This window comes from Asticcacaulis sp., assembly GCA_024707255.1.
In the GTDB taxonomy this organism is placed as follows: Bacteria; Pseudomonadota; Alphaproteobacteria; order Caulobacterales; family Caulobacteraceae; genus Asticcacaulis.
This window is the reverse complement of record JANQAC010000002.1, coordinates 1217768-1236901: the sequence shown is the minus strand read 5'-3', so window position 1 is coordinate 1236901 and position 19134 is coordinate 1217768. Positions and strand designations below refer to the sequence as shown.

Here is a 19134-nt window from a genome sequence, read left to right as displayed (position 1 = left end):
CCCGGCGTGCCGGTCTGATTTTACTCACAATTCGTCATGGATCGTCCCCGGAATATCTGTCAGGCGGTCATTGTCATCGACGGCCGGCAATTCTACATTAGCCATATGTCCCTGCAACTGCCCCTCGATCTGGAATCCGGCGACCGCTACAGTCGCGACCAATTCATCGTCACCACGGAACTGGCGGCGACCATGGGCCTTCTGCTGCATCCGGATCAATGGCTGAGCCCGCACCTGATCCTTTTGGGACCGCCCGGCAGCGGCAAGACCCATCTGGGGCATATTTTTGCGGCGCAGACCGGCGGCCTGTTCCTGACAGCCACGGAAACGCATGATCTCGACCTCTCCACTCTGCAACCGGTTCCCTATGTGATTGATGACGCCGAGAAGGCGTCGGAAGAGGCGCTGTTTCACCTCTTCAACCACGTTCAGAAGTCCGGACAACAGCTTGTTTTACTGACAGAAAATCAGCCCATCGCCTGGAATATCCAGCTTCCGGATCTCGCCAGCCGCCTGAACGCCATGCGGATCATCACCCTGCCCGAACCGGACGAGGATCTGCTGGTCGCCATCCTCAACAAGCTGTTCGCCCAGCGGGCCATTTCGCCTTCGCCCGATTTTATCGACTACATCGTCAGACGAATGAACCGCTCGGTCAGCGCCGCGCAAAAAATTGTCACAGAACTGGAACATTATGCCAATGGACGTGCGTTCAATCGCGCCCTGGCCAAGTCCTTTTTCGACCACGAAACGGATATGTTTGGCGATGAGCCTGTAACGCCGTTCGATAATTTGCGATAATCAGCCAGGTCCGGCAGTTTCTTTAGGTTTTTACGCTAGATTGCCCGGCAAGGACTGATTCCATTGATGAAGTGACCGTTATGACCGATCTCGAACCTGGCCCTGGATACGACCTCCGCTCCCGCCCTGCCGGAGAGCGGGCCGGTTGCACATGCCACGGCGCCAGCGCCGTTTGATTTCAGCAGTGACGCGCCGCTCGATCCATCCCTCTACATCAATCGGGAACTGAGCTGGCTGGCTTTCAACCAGCGCGTCATTGAAGAAGCCAAAAACCCGCGCCACCCCCTGCTGGAACGCCTGCGCTTTCTATCGATTTCCGCCAACAACCTTGACGAGTTCTACATGGTGCGCGTCGCCGGCCTTCAGGGTCAGGTGCGCGAGGGCGTGCGCGTGCTGTCTGTCGACGGCCATACGCCCCAGGAACAACTGGAAATGGTTAACCGCGCTGCCGGCGAACTGATGAGCAAGCAGCAGACCATTTGGTCGAGCATTCGCAACCAGCTTCAGGAAAACGGCCTCAACCTGCTTTCGGCAAAGGATGTCAACAAGACGGATACGGCCTGGCTGGAAAAAGTTTACGAAAACCAGCTTTTCCCGGTCCTCACGCCACTGGCCATCGATCCGGCCCACCCCTTCCCGTTCATCCCGAACCTCGGCTTTTCGATCGTCCTCAAGCTGCTGCGCCGCAAGGACAACAAGACCATGTACGCCCTGGTCCCGATCCCGACCGGCGTGAAGCGCTTCTGGGAGGTTGAAACCGCCGTGCGCAAACCGGGTGATACCGGTCCGGTCCGCCGCAAGTTCGTCTCTCTGGAAAACTTTGTTTCGCTGTTCCTGCACCAGCTTTTCCCAGGTTTCGACATCGTCTCGCGCGGCCTTTTCCGCATCCTGCGTGATTCCGACATTGAAATGGAAGAAGAAGCCGAAGACCTGGTGCGCGAGTTCGAGGCACTCATCAAACAGCGCCGCCTCGGTTCCGTTGTGCGTGTCGAAATCGATCTGACCATGCCGGATGACCTGCGCAGCTTTATCGTCGGTCACCTGCACGCTGCGCCGGAGGATATCGTCAATATCACCGGCATTCTCGGTATGGCCGAGGTGTCGCAGCTCATTCCGCGCGACCGAAATGACCTGAAATTCAAGCCGTTCGAGCCGCGTTTCCCGGAGCGTATCCGTGACAATGGCGGCGATGTCTTCGGCGCCATCCGTGAAAAGGACATTCTCGTCCACCATCCATTTGAATCGTTTGACGCCGTGGTGCAGTTCCTGCGCCAGGCGGCGCGCGATCCGAATGTTATCGCCATCAAGCAGACCCTTTACCGCACCTCGAAGGACAGCCCGATCGTGGCGGCGCTGATCGAGGCGGCCGAACAGGGCAAGAACGTCACCGCCCTTGTCGAAATCAAGGCGCGCTTTGACGAAGAAGCCAATCTGCGCTGGGCGCGCGCCATGGAACGCGCCGGTGTCCACGTCGTCTACGGCTTTGTCGAATACAAGACCCACGCCAAACTGTCGGTGGTCGTGCGGCGCGAAGGCGAAGCCTTGCGCACCTACTGCCATTTCGGCACCGGCAATTATCACCCGATCACCGCCAAGATATACACCGATCTCAGCCTGTTCACCACCAATCCGGAACTGGGCCGCGACGCTATGCGCGTCTTCAATTTCATCACCGGCTACGCCCGGCCTGAAATGATGGAGAAGCTGTATTTCTCGCCTGTTACTTTAAAACCCGGCCTGATACATCTGATAGATCAGGAAATTCTCAATGCTCAGGCGGGAAAACCGGCGCAGATATGGGCAAAGCTCAATGCCCTGGTTGATCCGACCGTTATCAAAAAACTCTATCAGGCCAGTCAGGCCGGTGTTCAGATCGATCTCGTCATTCGCGGCATCTGCTGCCTGCGGCCCGGTGTGCCCGGCGTTTCGGAAAACATCCGCGTCAAGTCGATTGTCGGCCGCTTCCTCGAACACGCCCGCATTGTCTGTTTCGCCAATGGCCATGCCCTGCCGTCCGATCAGGCGCGCGTCTTCATTTCCAGCGCCGACTGGATGAGCCGAAATCTCGACCGCCGTGTTGAAACCCTGATCCCGATCGAAAACCCGACAGTTCACCGCCAGGTGCTCGACCAGATCATGGTCGCCAATCTGAATGACGAAGCCCAGACCTGGTTCCTGCAAACGAACGGCACCTACAGCCGTCTCGATGCCAGCCACCTCGACAAGCCCTTCTCCGCCCATGACTATTTCATGACCAATCCGTCGCTTTCCGGTCGCGGTCGTGGCGTCAAGGATCTGCCGCAAGCCTTCGATCACGTCGGCGCGCGCAAATAGTCCACTCACAATGAAGTCAATCGCGCAAACGTTCAGGGGCTGGTAAAAGCCCCTCAAACGGGCTAGCGAAGTCTTGTCTCGGCGTGCAATGCGGGAAACGGATATCTTGAATTACAATACCGCAGTCATCGACATCGGCTCAAATTCCGTTCGTCTGGTAATATACCGCGTTGAGGGCCGTTCTATCTGGCCCATCTTCAATGAGAAGGTTCTGGCGGGCCTGGGCCGCGAACTGAAAGTCACCGGCAGTCTGCACAAGGGTGGAATGCAGGAAAGCCTGGTCGCGCTGCGCCGTTTCAAGGCCATACTGGAATCCTATGACCTGAAAGATGTCCATGTGGTCGCCACGGCCGCCATCCGTGAAGCCGTGGACGGTCCTGATTTTGTCGCCACCATCCTTGACACAACTGGCTTTCAAGTCCGGGTGCTCAGCGGCGCCGAGGAGGCACATTATTCCGCCATGGGCGTGAAGTGCGGGCATCTCGATGCCGAGGGGGTGGTCGGCGATCTTGGCGGCTCCAGTCTTGAGCTGGTTAATCTCAGCAGTGGAAATGAACAGGGCCTGCGCGGCATCACCTTGCCGCTCGGACCCTTTGCGCTCGGCGCGCCAAAGCCGGTTGACCTCGACACCACTTACAGGACTGTTCGGGACCGCCTGGAGCCTTTGCGGGGCCGCTTTTCAAACAAGCAGTTTCATGCCGTTGGCGGGGCCTGGCGTAATCTGGCCCTGATCTGGATGCAGAAACAGAACTATCCGCTGCAAGTCATTCAACAATTTGAGTTACCGGCGCGCGAAGCTCTGTCGATTGCCCGCCTGATCGCCAGCCAGTCGCCTTCATCGCTGGAAAAGCTGCCTGGCGTTTCGAAGCGGCGGCTGGAAAATATCGCCTATGCCGCGCTTGTCATGCAGGGGCTGATCGAGGTTCTGCATTTCGAAACCCTGTGTTTTTCCGCCTTCGGCCTGCGCGAAGGGCTGCTGTTCGAGGCGCTCGAAGCCCCTTTGAGGGCCGATGATCCGCTGATCGCAGGCTGTGCTTCGCTTGGCCATCGTCTCGGCATCAATGACGATCTCGGTCCGGCGTTGGCACAGTGGGCGACCGAATTCTACGACAGTATCGACGAGGCAATCATTGAGCGCCCCGCCGTCCGGCTGATCCGCGCGGCGGCGAAACTGTCAGACATCGGCGCCCGACTGCATCCGGATCATCGCGCCGATCTCGCCTGCGATCAGGTCTTGCGCGCGCCCATTCCCGGCCAGAACCACCAGGAACGCGTCTTCCTCGCCTGCACGATCTACACGCGTTACAGCGGCGATTCCTACAACAAGGAGCCGGTTCTGATCAGCCGGATCCTGGGCGAGGACATGCTCAGGCAGGCGACGCAACTGGGGCTTCTCCTGCGTCTCGGCTGCGACCTCTCCGCCAAATCTGCGCAATTGCTGAGCCACGCTCATATCCGGCAACACGAACTTCACCTGATCTTGAGCGCCAAATCGGGATGGGAAGACCTGCTGCTGGGCGAACAGACCCGCCGGCGCGCCCGCGCCCTGGCCCAGTCGCTCAAGCTGAGCCTCAATATTATCACCTATTAGACTTGCCAGTTTCGCGTTTCGGGCGTTTTCTGTATTCACCATTTTACAGGAGGCGGTCATGAAACATGTCGCGGTTCCAGTACTCTGCGTATCCCTGTTGTCACCGTCCGCCGAGGCGGAGCCCTTGCCCTCTGATATCGCCCAGGCATACCAGGCGGCCGGCATGGTCATGAAAAACGGCCAGTGGACAGGTTGTCCGGACGATGAAAACGGCCTGGCCACCATTGCCCCCGAAGACTACCGCGATATAAACGACGACGGCATGGCCGACCTCGTCATTACGAACAACGGCACCTATTGCTACGGCATGACCGGCCAGGGATTCAGCCTGTTGAGCAAGGCGTCAGGCAAATGGCAGGTTATCTACGCCAGCGAAGGCATACCGACCTTCCTGGCCACAAAAGAAAAGACGCCCGGTGGTTGGCCGGACGTCATGATCGGCGGTCCGGGCTTCTGCTTCCCCGTCATGCGCTGGAACGGAAAGGCCTATGTGCTGAACCGCAAGGAGGCCGACAGCGGCGGAAGCTGCTAGTCCAGTTCCACCAGTTCCACCTTGGTGCCGTTCAGCACCAGGGCCAGTTCGCCGCGTTTCAGACGCAGGGCGTCATCGCCAAAGACGGTTCGGCGCCATCCTTCCAATGCCGGCACCTGCGCCTTGTCATCCAGTGCGATCTTTTCGAGGTCAGCTACTGTAGCGATCAGCTTCGGCGCCACGCCTTCTTCCTCGCAGCGGATGCGGAGCAGCACCTTCAGCAGTTCGACCACGGAGGCAGGTACCTGCACCGGCGGGGCCGATTTTTCCACCTTCGGGGCGAAGGCATCAGGATTCTTCAGAACGTTGCGGATGATTTCCGCCAGATCGAGGCCAAATTTCGAGGCGCCAAACCCCTTGGAGGTCGAGCGCAGATGATCGAATGCCGCCGGATCGGTCGGCATCTGGGTGGCGATCTCGTCAATCCCCTCATCCTTCAGGATACGGCCGCGCGGCATGTCGCGTTCCTGCGCCATTCGCTCCCGCCAGGCTGCGACCTGCGAAAATACCGCCATATACTTGACCGAATGCTTGCGGGGCTTGAGCCGGCGCCAGGCATCGTCCGGGCTCGTTGAATAGAGGCCAGGGGGCCGTCAGGGCCTTCATTTCCTCGGACACCCAGTCGAGGCGTCCCCCGGCGTTCCAAACGGTCGCGCAGTTTGGGGAAACAGTTTGGCGAGATGGGTCACGTCGCCGAGCGCATAATGCAGTTGCTGGTCCGACAGCGGGCGGCGCGCCCAGTCGGTAAACCGCGACCCCTTGTCGATATCGATCTTCAGTTTTTGCCGCACGAGCGAATCATAAGCGACCTGGTCACCGAAACCGGCGGCCATGGCGGCGACCTGGGTATCGAAGACGGGCCTGGGCATGACCCCCAGATTGACGAAGATTTCCATGTCCTGACGGCAGGCGTGAAAGACCTTCAGTATGCTTTCATCAGCCAAAACAGCGAGAAAAGGTTTTAAATCCAGTCCATTGGCCAAAGGATCGATAATGGCCTCATGAGTCTCGCTGGCCGCCTGGATCAGGCAAAGCTTGGGCCAGTAGGTCGTCTCGCGCATGAATTCGGTGTCGACCGTGATGAACGGGGCGGATTTTATCGCTTCACAAAAGGCGATCAGGTCATTGGTATTTGTAATTGGCGTCATTTTGTAGTTATAGCAAACCCGAATAGCCCCGATACAGGGCAAAGTGATCACAGGAATTTATTTATGTCCGAACCCGGCTCAAAATCTGGCTTAACCTATGCGGCGTCCGGAGTCGATATCGACGCGGGCGAAGCCCTGGTGGATGCCATCAAGCCGCTGGCCAAATCGACCCGCCGCCCCGGTGCAGAAGCCTCACTCGGTGGCTTTGGCGCCCTGTTCGATCTACGCGCGGCCGGTTATGATGATCCTTTGATCGTCACCACGACGGATGGCGTCGGCACCAAGCTCAAGATCGCCATCGAGACCCACCGCCACGACACGGTCGGCATCGATCTCGTCGCCATGTGCGTCAATGACCTGCTGGCCCAGGGCGCGGAACCGCTGATGTTCCTCGACTACTATGCCACGTCAAAGCTCGATGTCGATACCGCCAAGCGCGTCGTCGCCGGCATCGCCGAAGGCTGCAAGCGCGCCGGCTGCGCCCTGGTCGGTGGAGAAACCGCAGAAATGCCCGGCATGTATGGCAATGACGATTACGATCTGGCCGGTTTCTCGGTCGGGGCCGTCGATCGCCACAAGGTTCTGCCGCGCATGGATGATATGCGCGAAGGCGATGTCATCATCGGCCTCGCCTCCTCCGGTCCGCACTCTAACGGCTATTCGCTGATCCGCAAGGTGATCGAAGTGGCTGGCCTCAACTGGGCCTCGGACGCACCGTTCGCCAAGGGTATGTCGCTGGCCCGGGCCCTGCTGGAGCCGACCCGCATCTATATCAAGACCGTTCTGCCGCTGATGAAGTCCGGCCTGATCAAGGGCGGCGCTCACATCACGGGCGGCGGCCTGATCGAGAACCCGGATCGCGCGGTGCCGGACCACCTGACCGCCACCTTCGATTTCGACGGCTGGGAATTCCCGCCGGTCTTCAAATGGCTGATGGAAACCGGCAATATCGACAAGCACGAGATGCTGCGCACCTTCAATTGCGGCGTCGGCTTCGTGGTCTATGTCGCGCCGAAAGACGCCGATGCCGTTCTGGCGGCCCTGCTCAATGCCGGCGAGGATGCCTTTATTGTCGGTCAACTGGCAGCAAAGTGATGCGCAAGATTAAGGCGGCCATCTTTATTTCCGGCCGCGGCTCAAACATGATGGCATTGGTCGAAGCAGCGAAAGCGCCGGATTTTCCGGCCGAGTTTGTGCTGGTCGTCTCCAACGATCCCGCCGCCAGCGGCCTGGAATGGGCCGCAGCGCATGGACTGAAAACCTTTGCCATCGATCACAAGCCATACGGCAAAGACCGCGAGGCCCATGAACGGCTGATCGATGCCGAATTGCGAGGCAATGGCGTCGAATTTATCTGCCTGGCCGGCTATATGCGGGTGCTCACGCCTTGGCTGGTGCAGCAATGGGAAGGCAGGATGATTAACATCCATCCTGCCCTTTTGCCGGACTTCAAGGGCCTGCATACCCACGAGCGCGCACTGGAAGCCGGTGTGATCGAACACGGCGCCACGGTTCACTGGGTATCGAGTGGCGTGGATGAAGGCGAGATCATAGCCCAGGCCCGCGTCCCGATTCTGGAAGGCGACACGGCCGACATGCTGGCCACGCGTGTTCTGGCCGAGGAACACCGGCTCTATGCCCAGGCCTTACGCCAGGTTCTTAGGGAAAAATTCCTTACGAAAATGTAATCCGGACAGTTACACGGTAACAGTCGCAACCATGCTATGATCCGACTTTACATGGTTTGGGCTTTTGATGATCCGCACAGCTACCCTTGTCTTTCTGGCGATGTTTGCCCTGACCTCTGGACGCGCCACCGCCGAAGAGGGTCTATGGACGTTCGATAATTTTCCCCTGGCCAGGGTCAATGCCGCCTACGGCACAAAGCTCAATCAAAAGTGGCTTGACCATCTTCAGGGCGCCAGTGTCCGCCTGAGTTCAGGTTGTTCAGGGGCGATCGTCTCAGGCGAAGGCCTGATCTTCACCAATCACCATTGCGTCCTGGAATGTGCGCAGGACCTGTCTGATCCTGAAAAGGACTATGTCACTGAGGGCTATATGGCAGCGCGTGAGGACGAACGCACCTGCCCCGGACTGATGGCCGAAATCCTCACCTCGGTCACGGACTATACGAAGGAGATCAACGCAGCGACGGCCGGCCTGACCGGTGACGCCTTTGTACGCGCGCAGTCTGCGGCCTCTACTGACATCGAGAAAAAAGCCTGCGGCGGCGATATCAGGACGCGCTGCGAAATCGTACCGCTCTATCAGGGCGGCCAGTACAAGCTCTATAAATACCGTAAGTATTCCGATGTACGCCTTGTTTTTGCACCGGAATTCCAAGCGGCATTCTTTGGCGGCGATCCGGATAATTTCAACTTCCCACGCTATGCGCTCGATATCGGTTTCCTCCGCCTTTACGAAAATGATTCGCCTGTCATGACTCCCGATTACCTGGTCTGGAATACCGATACCCCGCGCGAGGGCGATCCGGTTTTTGTCGCCGGCAATCCTGGCACGACCAAACGCCTGATGACCGCCGCGCAACTGGAAACCCTGCGCGATGTGGTTTATCCGCCGGTGCAGATGATGAAATCGGAACTGCGCGGCCGGTTGATCACCTTCGCCGAGCAGGACGAGGAAAACCGGCGCATCAGCCAGGATGCGATCTTCGGCATCGAAAACGGCTTCAAGGCCATGGCCGCTGAATGGCAGGTATTGCGCGATCCGGCCATGATTGCCGTCAAACGTCAGGAAGAAACCTATCTCAAATCAACCCTGACCGGCTCGTTTGCTCTGGAAACCGGCGATCCGTGGGCCGAGATCGCCGAGGCGCAGAAGGCATCTGCCGAGCTCTTTCTACCCTATAATTTCCTGGAAAATACCCCCTATAGCTCCACCCTGCTCAACTATGCCCGCGAGTTGGTGCGAGGCGCGGCCGAACGTCAGAAACCCTCCGCCGAACGCCTGCCGGAATTTGCCGACTCGCGCCTGCCGGCGATCGAGCGCGACCTCTTCGCCAACGCGCAGGTCCAGAAGCCGCTCGAACAGCTTTATCTGGAATTCCGCCTGTCCAAGGCGCGGGAGTATTTGGGCGCCGGCGCCCCGCAAACGCAGATACTGCTGGGGAAGTCCTCGCCGGAAGAACTGGCGGCGTTTCTGGTGGAAAATACGGGTCTGGATGATGTCGATACCCGTAAAACCTTATGGCAAGGCGGCATGGCGGCGGTCAAGGCGTCGTCCGATCCGATGATCCAGTACGCCCTGCGCATTGATCCGGCCTCGCGCGATATACGGCGGCAATATGAAAACCGGGTTGCCGCCCCCACGCGCATCGCGGCGGAAAAAATCGCGCGCGTGCGCTTCAGAGCCTATGGCACGGACACCTATCCCGACGCCACCTGGTCGCTGCGCCTCTCCTATGGCCGTATTCAGGGCTGGACCTGGCGCGGCACTACAGTCGCCCCTTTTACCTACATGAAGGGGATATATGACCGGGCCACCGGCAAGGCGCCTTATCAATTGCCGCAATCGTTTATCGAAGCTCGCGGCAAATTCGATGGCAATACGGTGATGGATTTCGTCACCACCAACGACATTGTCGGCGGAAACTCCGGCTCGCCCGCCGTCAATGCCAGAGGCGAGATCATCGGTGCCGTGTTCGATGGCAATATCCATAGCCTGGGGGGCGTATTTTTACGACGCAGCGATCAATCGCGCGATTGTGGTGTCTACCGCAGCCGTCAGTGTAGCGCTCGACAAGATTTACGACAATCAGGCGTTGTTGAACGAACTGCGGTCAAACTAATGGGGTTGGGGTCCATGCCCACAAAGTCTTATCTCTTTCAAAGAAAAAAGCCCGGTCAATCGACCAGGCTTTTTTCTTTGAAGAAGGCAAGGTTTGTGGGGTTTAGCGATGCAAGAGTATAGCTCTTGCGAGCTATGGCCCCCACGCCCCATAGGCTTAACCTACAATCTGGTCTTCGGTGAAGAACTGGGCGATTTCAATCGCAGCGTTCTCGTCCGAGTCCGAACCGTGGACCGAGTTTTCACCGATCGACAGGGCGAACAGCTTGCGCAGGGTGCCTTCAGCGGCCTGTTCCGGGTTGGTGGCCCCCATGACTTCGCGGTACTTCGGCACGGCGTTGTCCGCTTCCAGCACCTGAACAACGACCGGCTCGGCGGTCATCTGGCCTACCAGTTCACCGAAGAAAGGACGTTCCTTGTGGACGCCGTAGAACTGCTCGGCTTGCGCCTGGGTCAGCTTCACGCGACGCTGGGCAACGATGCGCAGGCCGGCAGCTTCGATGACGGCATTGATCGCGCCGGTCAGGTTGCGGCGGGTGGCGTCGGGCTTGATGATCGAGAAGGTACGGGACATTGGAAATCCATTTTGTGTTGCGTTTGCGTTGGGCTGGCTTATAGCGATGCGAAACGCATTCGCCAACCCGTAAATTCTAAAGTTTTTAAGTCAATGTTGCAGATTACCAACCTGGTGTACGACGCCTATGGCCGCCGCTTTTTCGACGGCGCCAACCTGACCCTGACGCCGGGCACCAAGGCGGGACTGGTTGGTCTGAACGGCGTTGGCAAATCGACCCTGTTCGGTCTTATTCTTGGCAAATCGCAACCCGGCGGCGGCGAAATCACCACGCCCAAGGGCTGGCGCATTGCCAGCGTGGATCAGGAAATCGCGGCTTCGCCCAAGCATCTCATCGATGAAGTGCTCGATCTCGATGTGCGCCGGCGCGATCTGCTGCGCGCATTGGAAACCGCCGATCCGATGCATCAGGCGGAAATCCATCACGATCTCTATGCCATCGGCGCAGATCGCGCGCCGGCCAAGGCGGCCGAAATCCTCAGCGGCCTCGGTTTCTCGAATGCCGACCTCACCCGACCGATCTCTGATTTCTCCGGTGGCTGGCGGATGCGCGCGGCGCTCGCCGGTGCTCTGCTGGCCGAACCCGACCTTCTGCTGCTAGACGAACCGACCAACTATCTCGATCTTGAAGGTGCCCTGTGGCTGGAAGCGCGCCTGAAGCGCTATCCCAATGCCGCCCTGATGATTTCCCATGACCGCGACCTGCTCAATGAATCGGTCGATGCCATCGTCCATGTCGTCGGCCAGCGCCTCGACTATTACAGCGGCAACTACGACAATTACGAGCGAATGCGCGCCGAAAAGGCCCGCCTGAACTCTGCCAATGCCGCCAAGCAGGAAGCCGAGCGTGCCCACCTGCAGGCGTTCGTCGACCGCTTCCGCGCCAAGGCATCCAAGGCGTCTCAGGCGCAATCGCGCATGAAGAAGCTGGAAAAGCTGCCGCCCATCTCCGCATCCATCGAGGACCGTGTGGCGCCCTTTATCCTGCCCTCGCCGGAAAAACAGCTCTCACCACCTATCCTGCGTCTGGAAGATGCCAGTGTAGGCTATGGCGATACGGTCATCCTGCGCCACATGAATATTCGCCTCGATCCCGATGATCGCATTGGGGTTCTGGGCGTCAATGGCGCCGGTAAATCGACCTTCGCCAAGCTGCTGGCCGGCGCCCTGACCGAGAGTCATGGCACGCAGTGGCGCGACCGCCGCATGACCGTGGCCTGGTTCCACCAGCATCAGATTGAAGCGATGGATCCGGAAGATACACCGCTGGAAATGATCCGCCGCGCACGTCCCGATGAAACCGAGGCCAGGTGCGCCGCTCGCGTCTCGGCTCGTTCGGTATGGGCGCGCAAAAGGTTGAAACCAAGGTCAAGGACCTCAGCGGCGGCGAACGCGCCCGCCTGCTGCTTAACATGGTGGCGATGGAACGGCCGCACCTGCTGATCCTCGACGAACCGACCAATCACCTCGATATCGACAGCCGCCGCGCCCTGCTCGATGCGCTCAATGATTACGAAGGCGCCGTCTTGATCATCACCCACGACCGCTCTCTGGTCGAATTGGTGGCCGACAAGCTGTGGCTGGTCAATGACGGTACGGTGAAAACCTATACCGGCAGCATGGATGACTACGCCAGACTGGTCATCGAACGCGCCAAGACAGCGACACGCGAAGAAGCCGCTGAAGCCGCCAAGGAAAAGAACCCGCAGATCAATTCCAAGGAGGCCCGCAAGGCCGCTGCCGCCGCGCGCAACGCCCTTGCCCCGCTAAAGAAGAAGGCCGATGATCTTGAGCGCCAGATTGAAGCGACCAGCAACCAGATCAAGCTGCTTGATCTCAAGCTGGGGGATCCGAACCTCTATGCAAAGGATCAGGCGCTCGCCATAAGTCTCGGGAAGGACAAGGCAAAGCTGGAAGAAAAAATGGTTGCGCTGGAAGCCGAATGGATGACCGCGGCGGAAAGATACGAAACCGCCAAGTCCGAGGCAGGCGTTTAACGCGGCAGGGTGAAATTGACCTTCAGGCCACCCATATCGGACGGCTCCAACCAGATTTCACCGCCATGCGCCATTATGATCTTGCGCGCCAGGGTCAGCCCCATGCCGACACCGGGGTAGACCTCATCCGTATGCAGTTTGCGCAACGGGCGGAACACATCGTCGTAGAACAGTGGATCGATGCCGATGCCATTATCCGAGATGCTGAACTCCCAAAAATCGGCCGTCTTGTCGCAACGAATGCGGATATCCGGCGCCTGATCGGGTTTGCGGAACTTGATGGCATTATCCAGCAGGGCGAAGAATACCGTGTGCATCTGCTGGGCGTCGGCCATGACTTCCGGCATCCGCGGGTAGTTGAAATGTCCCTTGGTGGCATCGAGTTGCGACTGTAACTGCATGTAGCAACGCGCCACGACAATTTCGAGTTCAACCAGGGTGCGATTGCGTGGCACGGTATTCAGGCGCGAAAAGGCCAGAAGTCCCTGGATCATTTCCCCCAGCTTCTGGCCGCTTTCGATAATCAGGTCCAGATGAAGCTGATCCTCGGCCTTCTCGACAACCGGCAGGCTTTCTTTCAGTAACTGGGAAAACGCCACCATCGACCGGACCGGACCGGCAAGGTCGTGCGAGACGATATAGGCGAAATCCTTGAATTCTTCGGCGGGATCGGCTGGAGCAGTCATGGTAATGTGTCGGGGTTCCTGCATGGCGCGTCCTCCTTATGCGTCTATATTCTGGGAAGGCACGCAGGCCAGAAGGAAAAAAAACTGTTCTATCAGCGAAATGGCTTCGCGGAATTTTGCCAGATCGACGGGCTTGATGACATAGGCATTGGCATGAAGCTGGTAACTTTTCAGGATATTGCTGCCGGCGCCCGAATTCGACATCACGATCACGGGGATATGCCTGAAGCGTACATCGCTCTTGATTCGGCTCAGCACCTCTACGCCGCTCATCTTCGGCAGGCCAAGATCCAGCATGATCAGGTCTGGCAGCCGCTTACCCCGGTAATCGCCCTCCTGCGCCAGCATGGCCAGGGCCATTTCCCCGGTAGAAGCGACCGTCAGATTGGATTGGACGCGCGATTCCCTGAAGGCGTGGGCCGCCAGCAGCGCATCGCCGCGGTTATCGTCAACCAGCAGTATTTCCGCCGGCCTTCCCTCACCTATGAGCTTTTTATCCATGCGTTCAAGACCCGATCGTTTGGGTGGGTATGGACGACGGGTCGCCCCGCATACCGTCGATTCGTCTCTTCACTTATACTCAGGGTAGCATCACCCGGATCACAGACCAACGGAAATACCACCCAAAACCACTAAATCGTGGTTACCCGCATTTAACCGATTCAATGAGGCCGGTTTCGCTGCTGAAAACGATGGTCTGGCGATCCGAGCGGTATTCCTGGGTCACGATGCAGCTCGAACAGACAACCCGGCGCTTGCCCGGATCGAGCGGCACCGGAATTTCCGTGCGCGGCTTACCCACCAGGTACTGCAGGGCCGCAGCGCCACACTGATCCTCAACCATGGGCTTATAAACGGGTTTTGGCGGCGGCGCAGGTCGGTTGACCACTGGCGGATGATAAGCGGGCACAGGCGCAGGCTCGGGTGTGTGAGCCACAGGCGTTTCCGGCGCCGATGTACATGAAGACAGCCCCATGAAAAATAAAGCAAGAATAACGCCACGTTGATGTAATTTCTTCATTGTATTTTCTCCCAACGGCCTTGCGCGTTCTGTTTCCAATAGGCGAGATCGGCGCCCTCGCCTTTCAATCGTTTCCATTGTTGCCTTGCCCAGCCGAGATGTTCGTCATCGCTGCCTTCAAAGACAACCAGGCACCTCTGCAATGCAGAGACATCCGGAAAGTCCACCGGTGCAACTGAGACGTAAACATCTGGACTGTTGACCATCTCGCCCGATTCCCCAAGCAGGACCGGCTGGCGCGGCGACAGTTCATCCCTCTCCCGGCCGTGCGCCAGGAAGGAGGCCGGGCTATAGGCCCACAACTGTCCATTCAAGACCTCAATCTTGTCATCGTCATGGCCATGCACATAGGCCCTCCACCCTTTTTGCACGACCTTTTCCAGCAGGTCCGGCAAAACCTGAGGCAGGGGTGTCTTTTCCAGATGGTAGAACCAGATGTCCGGCATGAGACCTATTGCTCGTAAAAGCGCTCGACGAGTTGATTAAGCGTCCGCACACCGAAACCGGTCGCGCCTTCCGGTACGGTCGGGATGCGTTGCTCATTGGTCCAGGCCACGGGCGCGATATCCATGTGCGCCCAGGGCACATTATTGACGAAGCGTTGCAGGAAGAGCGCCGCGGTGATCGATCCGGCGGGACGGCCGCCGATATTACGGATGTCGGCAATCTTGGAATCGATCTGTTTCTCATATTGCGGCGGCAAGGGCATCCGCCAGGTGTTCTCACCCGCAGCTTTGGACGCTTCACCGATTCTCTCAGCCAGTTCATCGTTGTTACTGAAAACACCGGCATAATCCATACCAAGCGCAATGATCATAGCGCCGGTCAGCGTCGCCAGATCAATCATGAACTGCGGCTTGAAACGGTCCTGACAATACCACAACGCGTCGGCCAGGACGAGCCGACCCTCGGCATCGGTATTGATAACCTCGATCGTGGTGCCCGACATGGCTTTCACCACGTCGCCCGGTCGCTGGGCATTGCCATCCGGCATGTTTTCCACCAGGCCGATGATACCGACGGCATTGACTTTCGCCTTGCGGCTGGCGAGCGCGATCATGGCGCCGACCACAGCCGCGGAGCCGCCCATGTCCCACTTCATGTCTTCCATGCCTTCGGCGGGCTTGATCGAAATGCCGCCGGTATCGAAGGTTACGCCCTTGCCGACAAAGGCGACGGGCTGGGCCTTGCCCGCGCCCTGCCACTGCATGATGACCAGTTTCGATTCCTTGCGGCTGCCGAGGCCAACACCAAGCAGGGAGTGCATACCGAGCTTTTCCATCTCCGCCACGCCCAGCACTTCGACCTGCAGCCCAGTTGTTTCCAGCGCCTTGACGCGATCGGCATAGGATTGCGGATAAAGCACATTGGCCGGTTCTGATACCAGGTCGCGCGCGAACAGAATACCGTCGCGCAGGGCCGCCAGGGGTTCAAACGCCGCCTCCGCCGCCTTTATATCGTCGCAGACAAGGGTGATGTTTTTCAGCGTCGGCGCCTTGTCCAGCTTGGCCTGGCCGAAATACTTATCGAAGCGGTAAGAGGCCAGATGGAAGGCCAGCAATGCCCGCGCCACAAGTTCCGGCGCGTAGCCGGTCAGGTCGAAACTCAGGCCCTCGAAACCGGCGCCCTTGACGGCATGATAAAGGCTGGCGGCAATGGTTTCCATGCCGGCATCGTCAAGCTTGGCAAGATCGCCGCCTCCGGTTACCGCCAGGGCCACGGCGTCCGTGCCGGCCGGGCGGCTGAGCAGTTGCGTCTTACCGCGCGCCGCCTTGAAACCCAGAGCGGCAAGGGAGGCTTTCGCGTCTTCCGCCGCCTCTGGAACCAGCCTGGAAAACCCGGCGCTGACACCCTCGCCTTCGCCCAGAATGAGCGCCAGGCAGGTTTTGGCGGCAGGTGCGGTGGCGAGTGTAATGGCAGGTTGCGGCATGAATTCCTCCGAAGCAGTGGCCGTCCTGAAACGGCGGCAGTCTTAAGCCCTATGCCCCTTTTTACCCGCCGACAGAAGTGTTTTCTGCAACTTTTTTGTTACCGGATTGCAGCATGAAAAGGCCGTGTCTGGGGTTTGATCCCGCTTTTATGGCCCGACTGTACATAAGTGTTCAATTTTTTTGCATGGCACCATGCAACAGCTTGTAATTAACTCGGTAAGCGGTCAAAAGAGGACGCGAACAAGGCATCTGACGAGTTAACCTGAAATATGCGCACACTTGACCGCTACATATTCCGCCAACTGATATTGCCGGTTGGCGGCGCCGTGGCGGCATTGACGGCCATTGCCCTGCTCAGTCAGTCCCTGACCCAGTTCGACCTGGTAGTGGAGCGCGGCCAGAATGCCTGGACCTTCATCAAGATCACCCTGCTGTCCATGCCGCAACTCGCCGGGCTGATATTCCCCATCGCCCTGTTCGTCGGCACGCTTGTGGCCCTGACCCGAATGCAGGGTGAACATGAATTCACCGCGGCCTACGCCAGCGGCATGTCGCTGATGCGCGTGGCCTATCCGATTCTGCGTATCGCCATCTACTTCACGCTCATTAGCCTGATGGTGAACCTGTTCATCCAGCCCCTGACCAACCGCGCGATGCGGCAGGCGCTTTTCGATGTCAAGAACGACCTGATCTCCAGCCTGGTAAAGGAGGGTGACTTCTCCACCTCCGAATCGGGCCTGACCATCTATGTCCAGAAGATCGACCAGAACGGTTTGCTGCGGCAGATATTCATCCGTACCGACGAGCCCGACGGCAAGGACCAGACGTTCGCTGCCCGCGAGGGGCGTATCAAAAAGATCGACGGCAGCTCCATCCTGATTATGCGTAACGGCTCGAACCAGCAACTGGCTGGCAAGGGCGTACTCGATCACCTGACATGGGACGAATACAGCTTCGACATCACGTCCTATTTCACCAGTGACGATTACCTGCAATATAAGGAAGGCGACCGCTACATGCACGAACTGGCCTTTCCGATCCGCTATGATTACGAAAAAACAGTCTGGCAAAAATACTACGCCGAGGCCAATGCCCGCATAGCTAACCCGCTCTATAACCTGGCCTTCGTCATGCTGGCCATTGTCAGCGTGCTGGGCGGCCGGTTCAGCCGCAACGGTTATGCACAGCGGATTGCCATCGCGGCGGCCGCGGCGGCCGGCACCCGTATATTCGGGGTGGTGGTGGAAACGGCCAGCGCCTCGGCCTGGATCATCAATATACTGCAATATGTTGTCCCCCTTGTTCCGGTCTTCCTGTGCTGGCGCCAGATCCGCAGGCATGATGGCCTGACACCCGGCTTGCGTCCCCGTGCGGTACAGGCCAAAGCGGCCTTGCGGCCATTGTAGGGGAAATGTCATGAACCTGAGCCGCCCCGCATTCCTGGACAATCTGGCCTATCTCAATCCCTGGCGTAAAAGCCGCCTTGAGACCTACATTCTGCAAACCTGCATCCAGGCCTTCCTGTCGGCGCTGATGATTGTCGCGGCGCTGATCTTCCTGATCGAATATGTCAGCATTTCCAAGACGCTGGGCGCCAAGGCCGATGTTTCCGGCCTGTCGGTCATTGGCCTCATGCTGGAAAAGTCACCGGGTTCGATCCTGGTGCTTCTGCCCTTCGCCTTTCTGTTCGGTGCCCTGTTCGCCTTTGTGAACCTCAACCGCCGCAGCGAACTGATCGCCATGCGTGCAGCCGGTGTTTCAGCCTGGCGCTTCATCCTGCCCGCTACCGTCATGGCGTTTGCCTTCGGCCTGCTGACGATCGGCGTATTGAATCCGGTCGCGTCCAGGCTCAATGATCACTATGAACGCGTGACGGCACGCCTCGGAGAGACAGATGCACCCGTTCAGGGACCGTCAAATGGCGCCATTTATCTGCGTCAGGGCGATGGGCGGCAGCAGATCGTTATCCGCGCCGCCAGCCAGGACAGCAAGGTCATGGGCCACCTGCTGGGCGTTACCTTCTGGATTTACGATATCGACGCCAAGCAGGTGCCGGTATTCCGCAAGCGGATCGATGCCCAGGAAGCCACCCTGCGTCCGGGCTACTGGCAATTGCGCAATGCCCAGGAAGCGACTGTCACCGGTCCGCCGACCGCGCCCTATGACGTTTTGACCATGCCTTCAAACCTGGACCCGCAAAAGGCTTTCAAGAAATACGCCTCTACCCAGAGTGTCCCCTTCTGGCGCCTGCCCGGCCTTATTCACCAAAATCGCGTATCAGGCTTCTCAACCGCGCTTTATGAACTGAAGCTGCATCAGCTTCTGTCAACACCGCTGATGTTCGCCGCCATGACAGCTTTGGGCGCCGTTTTCAGCCTGCGTCTTATGCGGCTGGGCGGCATGACAAGTCTGGTTATTTCCGGCATCAGCCTTGGTTTCGTCATTTTCTTCGTCAACCAGTTGTTTTCCAGCATGGGCAAGGCCGGCGTAATCCCCCTGTTTCTGGCGGGCTGGTCGCCGGCCATTCTGGCCATGCTGGCCGCCATGACCCTGATCGTTTACACAGAGGATGGCTAAACAGGCTAATCTTCACGCTGTGATCTCGATTTGTCTCTTTAGGCATGTCTTTTTCGTCGGTTTCTCAGCCGGCTATGTTATATGAACCGATGCGGCATTCCTGCCGGCGTTCTGCAATTTTTGATTTTGAACTAC

The 19134-nt window shown here is 58.5% G+C and carries 17 protein-coding genes and 1 pseudogene; 10 read left to right on the top strand and 8 right to left on the bottom strand.

The window, feature by feature from the left end; genetic code table 11:
- The first annotated feature begins 36 nt into the window (after positions 1–36).
- The 4 genes from NVV72_17125 to NVV72_17110 all read left to right on the top strand — a co-directional run bounded on the left by NVV72_17125 (position 37) and on the right by NVV72_17110 (position 5258).
- Positions 37–801 (top strand): DnaA/Hda family protein, encoded by a 765-nt coding sequence (locus tag NVV72_17125; GenBank protein ID MCR6660967.1) that lies wholly within the window; start codon positions 37–39, stop codon positions 799–801.
- A gap of 87 nt (positions 802–888) precedes the next feature.
- Complete coding sequence (locus tag NVV72_17120) at positions 889–3135, top strand: RNA degradosome polyphosphate kinase (GenBank protein ID MCR6660966.1); 2247 nt, start codon at positions 889–891, stop codon at positions 3133–3135.
- An 88-nt stretch (positions 3136–3223) separates the two neighbouring features.
- The gene (locus tag NVV72_17115) at positions 3224–4726 is read left to right on the top strand and encodes a Ppx/GppA family phosphatase (GenBank protein ID MCR6660965.1); all 1503 of its coding nucleotides are present in this window, start codon (positions 3224–3226) and stop codon (positions 4724–4726) included.
- A gap of 58 nt (positions 4727–4784) precedes the next feature.
- Positions 4785–5258 (top strand): hypothetical protein, encoded by a 474-nt coding sequence (locus NVV72_17110; protein ID MCR6660964.1) that lies wholly within the window; start codon positions 4785–4787, stop codon positions 5256–5258.
- On the opposite strand, the gene NVV72_17105 is transcribed toward NVV72_17110, so the two are convergent.
- Both NVV72_17105 and NVV72_17100 read right to left on the bottom strand, forming a co-directional pair.
- Positions 5255–5773: an HRDC domain-containing protein gene (locus NVV72_17105; GenBank protein MCR6660963.1), complete on the bottom strand. Its 519-nt coding sequence runs from the start codon at positions 5771–5773 to the stop codon at positions 5255–5257. The genes NVV72_17110 and NVV72_17105 overlap by 4 nt on opposite strands.
- Positions 5774–5860: 87 nt before the next feature.
- Complete coding sequence (locus NVV72_17100) at positions 5861–6406, bottom strand: hypothetical protein (protein ID MCR6660962.1); 546 nt, start codon at positions 6404–6406, stop codon at positions 5861–5863.
- A gap of 63 nt (positions 6407–6469) precedes the next feature.
- On the opposite strand from NVV72_17100, the gene purM reads away from it, so the two are divergent.
- The 3 genes from purM (at position 6470) to NVV72_17085 (ending at position 10336) form a co-directional block, all read left to right on the top strand.
- The gene (gene purM / locus NVV72_17095) at positions 6470–7501 is read left to right on the top strand and encodes a phosphoribosylformylglycinamidine cyclo-ligase (GenBank protein ID MCR6660961.1); all 1032 of its coding nucleotides are present in this window, start codon (positions 6470–6472) and stop codon (positions 7499–7501) included.
- Complete coding sequence (gene purN, locus NVV72_17090; GenBank protein ID MCR6660960.1) at positions 7498–8094, top strand: phosphoribosylglycinamide formyltransferase; 597 nt, start codon at positions 7498–7500, stop codon at positions 8092–8094. The genes purM and purN overlap by 4 nt, the downstream gene beginning before the upstream one ends.
- Before the next feature lie 67 nt (positions 8095–8161).
- Complete coding sequence (locus NVV72_17085; GenBank protein ID MCR6660959.1) at positions 8162–10336, top strand: S46 family peptidase; 2175 nt, start codon at positions 8162–8164, stop codon at positions 10334–10336.
- A 34-nt stretch (positions 10337–10370) separates the two neighbouring features.
- Here the strand turns inward: NVV72_17085 and ndk are convergent, their stop codons facing one another.
- A complete protein-coding gene (gene ndk / locus NVV72_17080) occupies positions 10371–10787 on the bottom strand; it encodes a nucleoside-diphosphate kinase (GenBank protein ID MCR6660958.1) in 417 nt (138 codons plus the stop codon).
- A gap of 93 nt (positions 10788–10880) precedes the next feature.
- On the opposite strand from ndk, the pseudogene NVV72_17075 reads away from it, so the two are divergent.
- Positions 10881–12784, top strand: a pseudogene (locus tag NVV72_17075) (ABC-F family ATP-binding cassette domain-containing protein).
- Here the strand turns inward: NVV72_17075 and NVV72_17070 are convergent.
- The 5 genes from NVV72_17070 to NVV72_17050 form a co-directional block, all read right to left on the bottom strand.
- A complete protein-coding gene (locus tag NVV72_17070; protein ID MCR6660957.1) occupies positions 12781–13494 on the bottom strand; it encodes an ATP-binding protein in 714 nt (237 codons plus the stop codon). The pseudogene NVV72_17075 and the gene NVV72_17070 sit on opposite strands and share 4 nt — an antisense overlap.
- A gap of 12 nt (positions 13495–13506) precedes the next feature.
- Entirely contained in the window at positions 13507–13971 is a 465-nt protein-coding gene (locus NVV72_17065) for a response regulator (protein MCR6660956.1), read from the bottom strand.
- Positions 13972–14113: 142 nt separating this feature from the next.
- Positions 14114–14407 carry a proteinase inhibitor i78 gene (locus NVV72_17060; protein MCR6660955.1) on the bottom strand — a complete coding sequence of 98 codons (294 nt, stop codon included), beginning with the start codon at positions 14405–14407 and terminating at the stop codon, positions 14114–14116.
- Between the two features lie 80 nt (positions 14408–14487).
- Positions 14488–14937 (bottom strand): DNA polymerase III subunit chi, encoded by a 450-nt coding sequence (locus tag NVV72_17055; GenBank protein ID MCR6660954.1) that lies wholly within the window; start codon positions 14935–14937, stop codon positions 14488–14490.
- Between the two features lie 5 nt (positions 14938–14942).
- Complete coding sequence (locus tag NVV72_17050; protein ID MCR6660953.1) at positions 14943–16421, bottom strand: leucyl aminopeptidase; 1479 nt, start codon at positions 16419–16421, stop codon at positions 14943–14945.
- Between the two features lie 270 nt (positions 16422–16691).
- Between NVV72_17050 and NVV72_17045 the strand changes: the two genes are divergently transcribed.
- Both NVV72_17045 and lptG read left to right on the top strand, forming a co-directional pair.
- The gene (locus NVV72_17045; GenBank protein MCR6660952.1) at positions 16692–17828 is read left to right on the top strand and encodes an LptF/LptG family permease; all 1137 of its coding nucleotides are present in this window, start codon (positions 16692–16694) and stop codon (positions 17826–17828) included.
- A 10-nt stretch (positions 17829–17838) separates the two neighbouring features.
- Positions 17839–18999, top strand: a complete 1161-nt coding sequence (gene lptG, locus NVV72_17040; GenBank protein ID MCR6660951.1) for an LPS export ABC transporter permease LptG — start codon at positions 17839–17841, stop codon at positions 18997–18999.
- Positions 19000–19134: the final 135 nt, after the last annotated feature.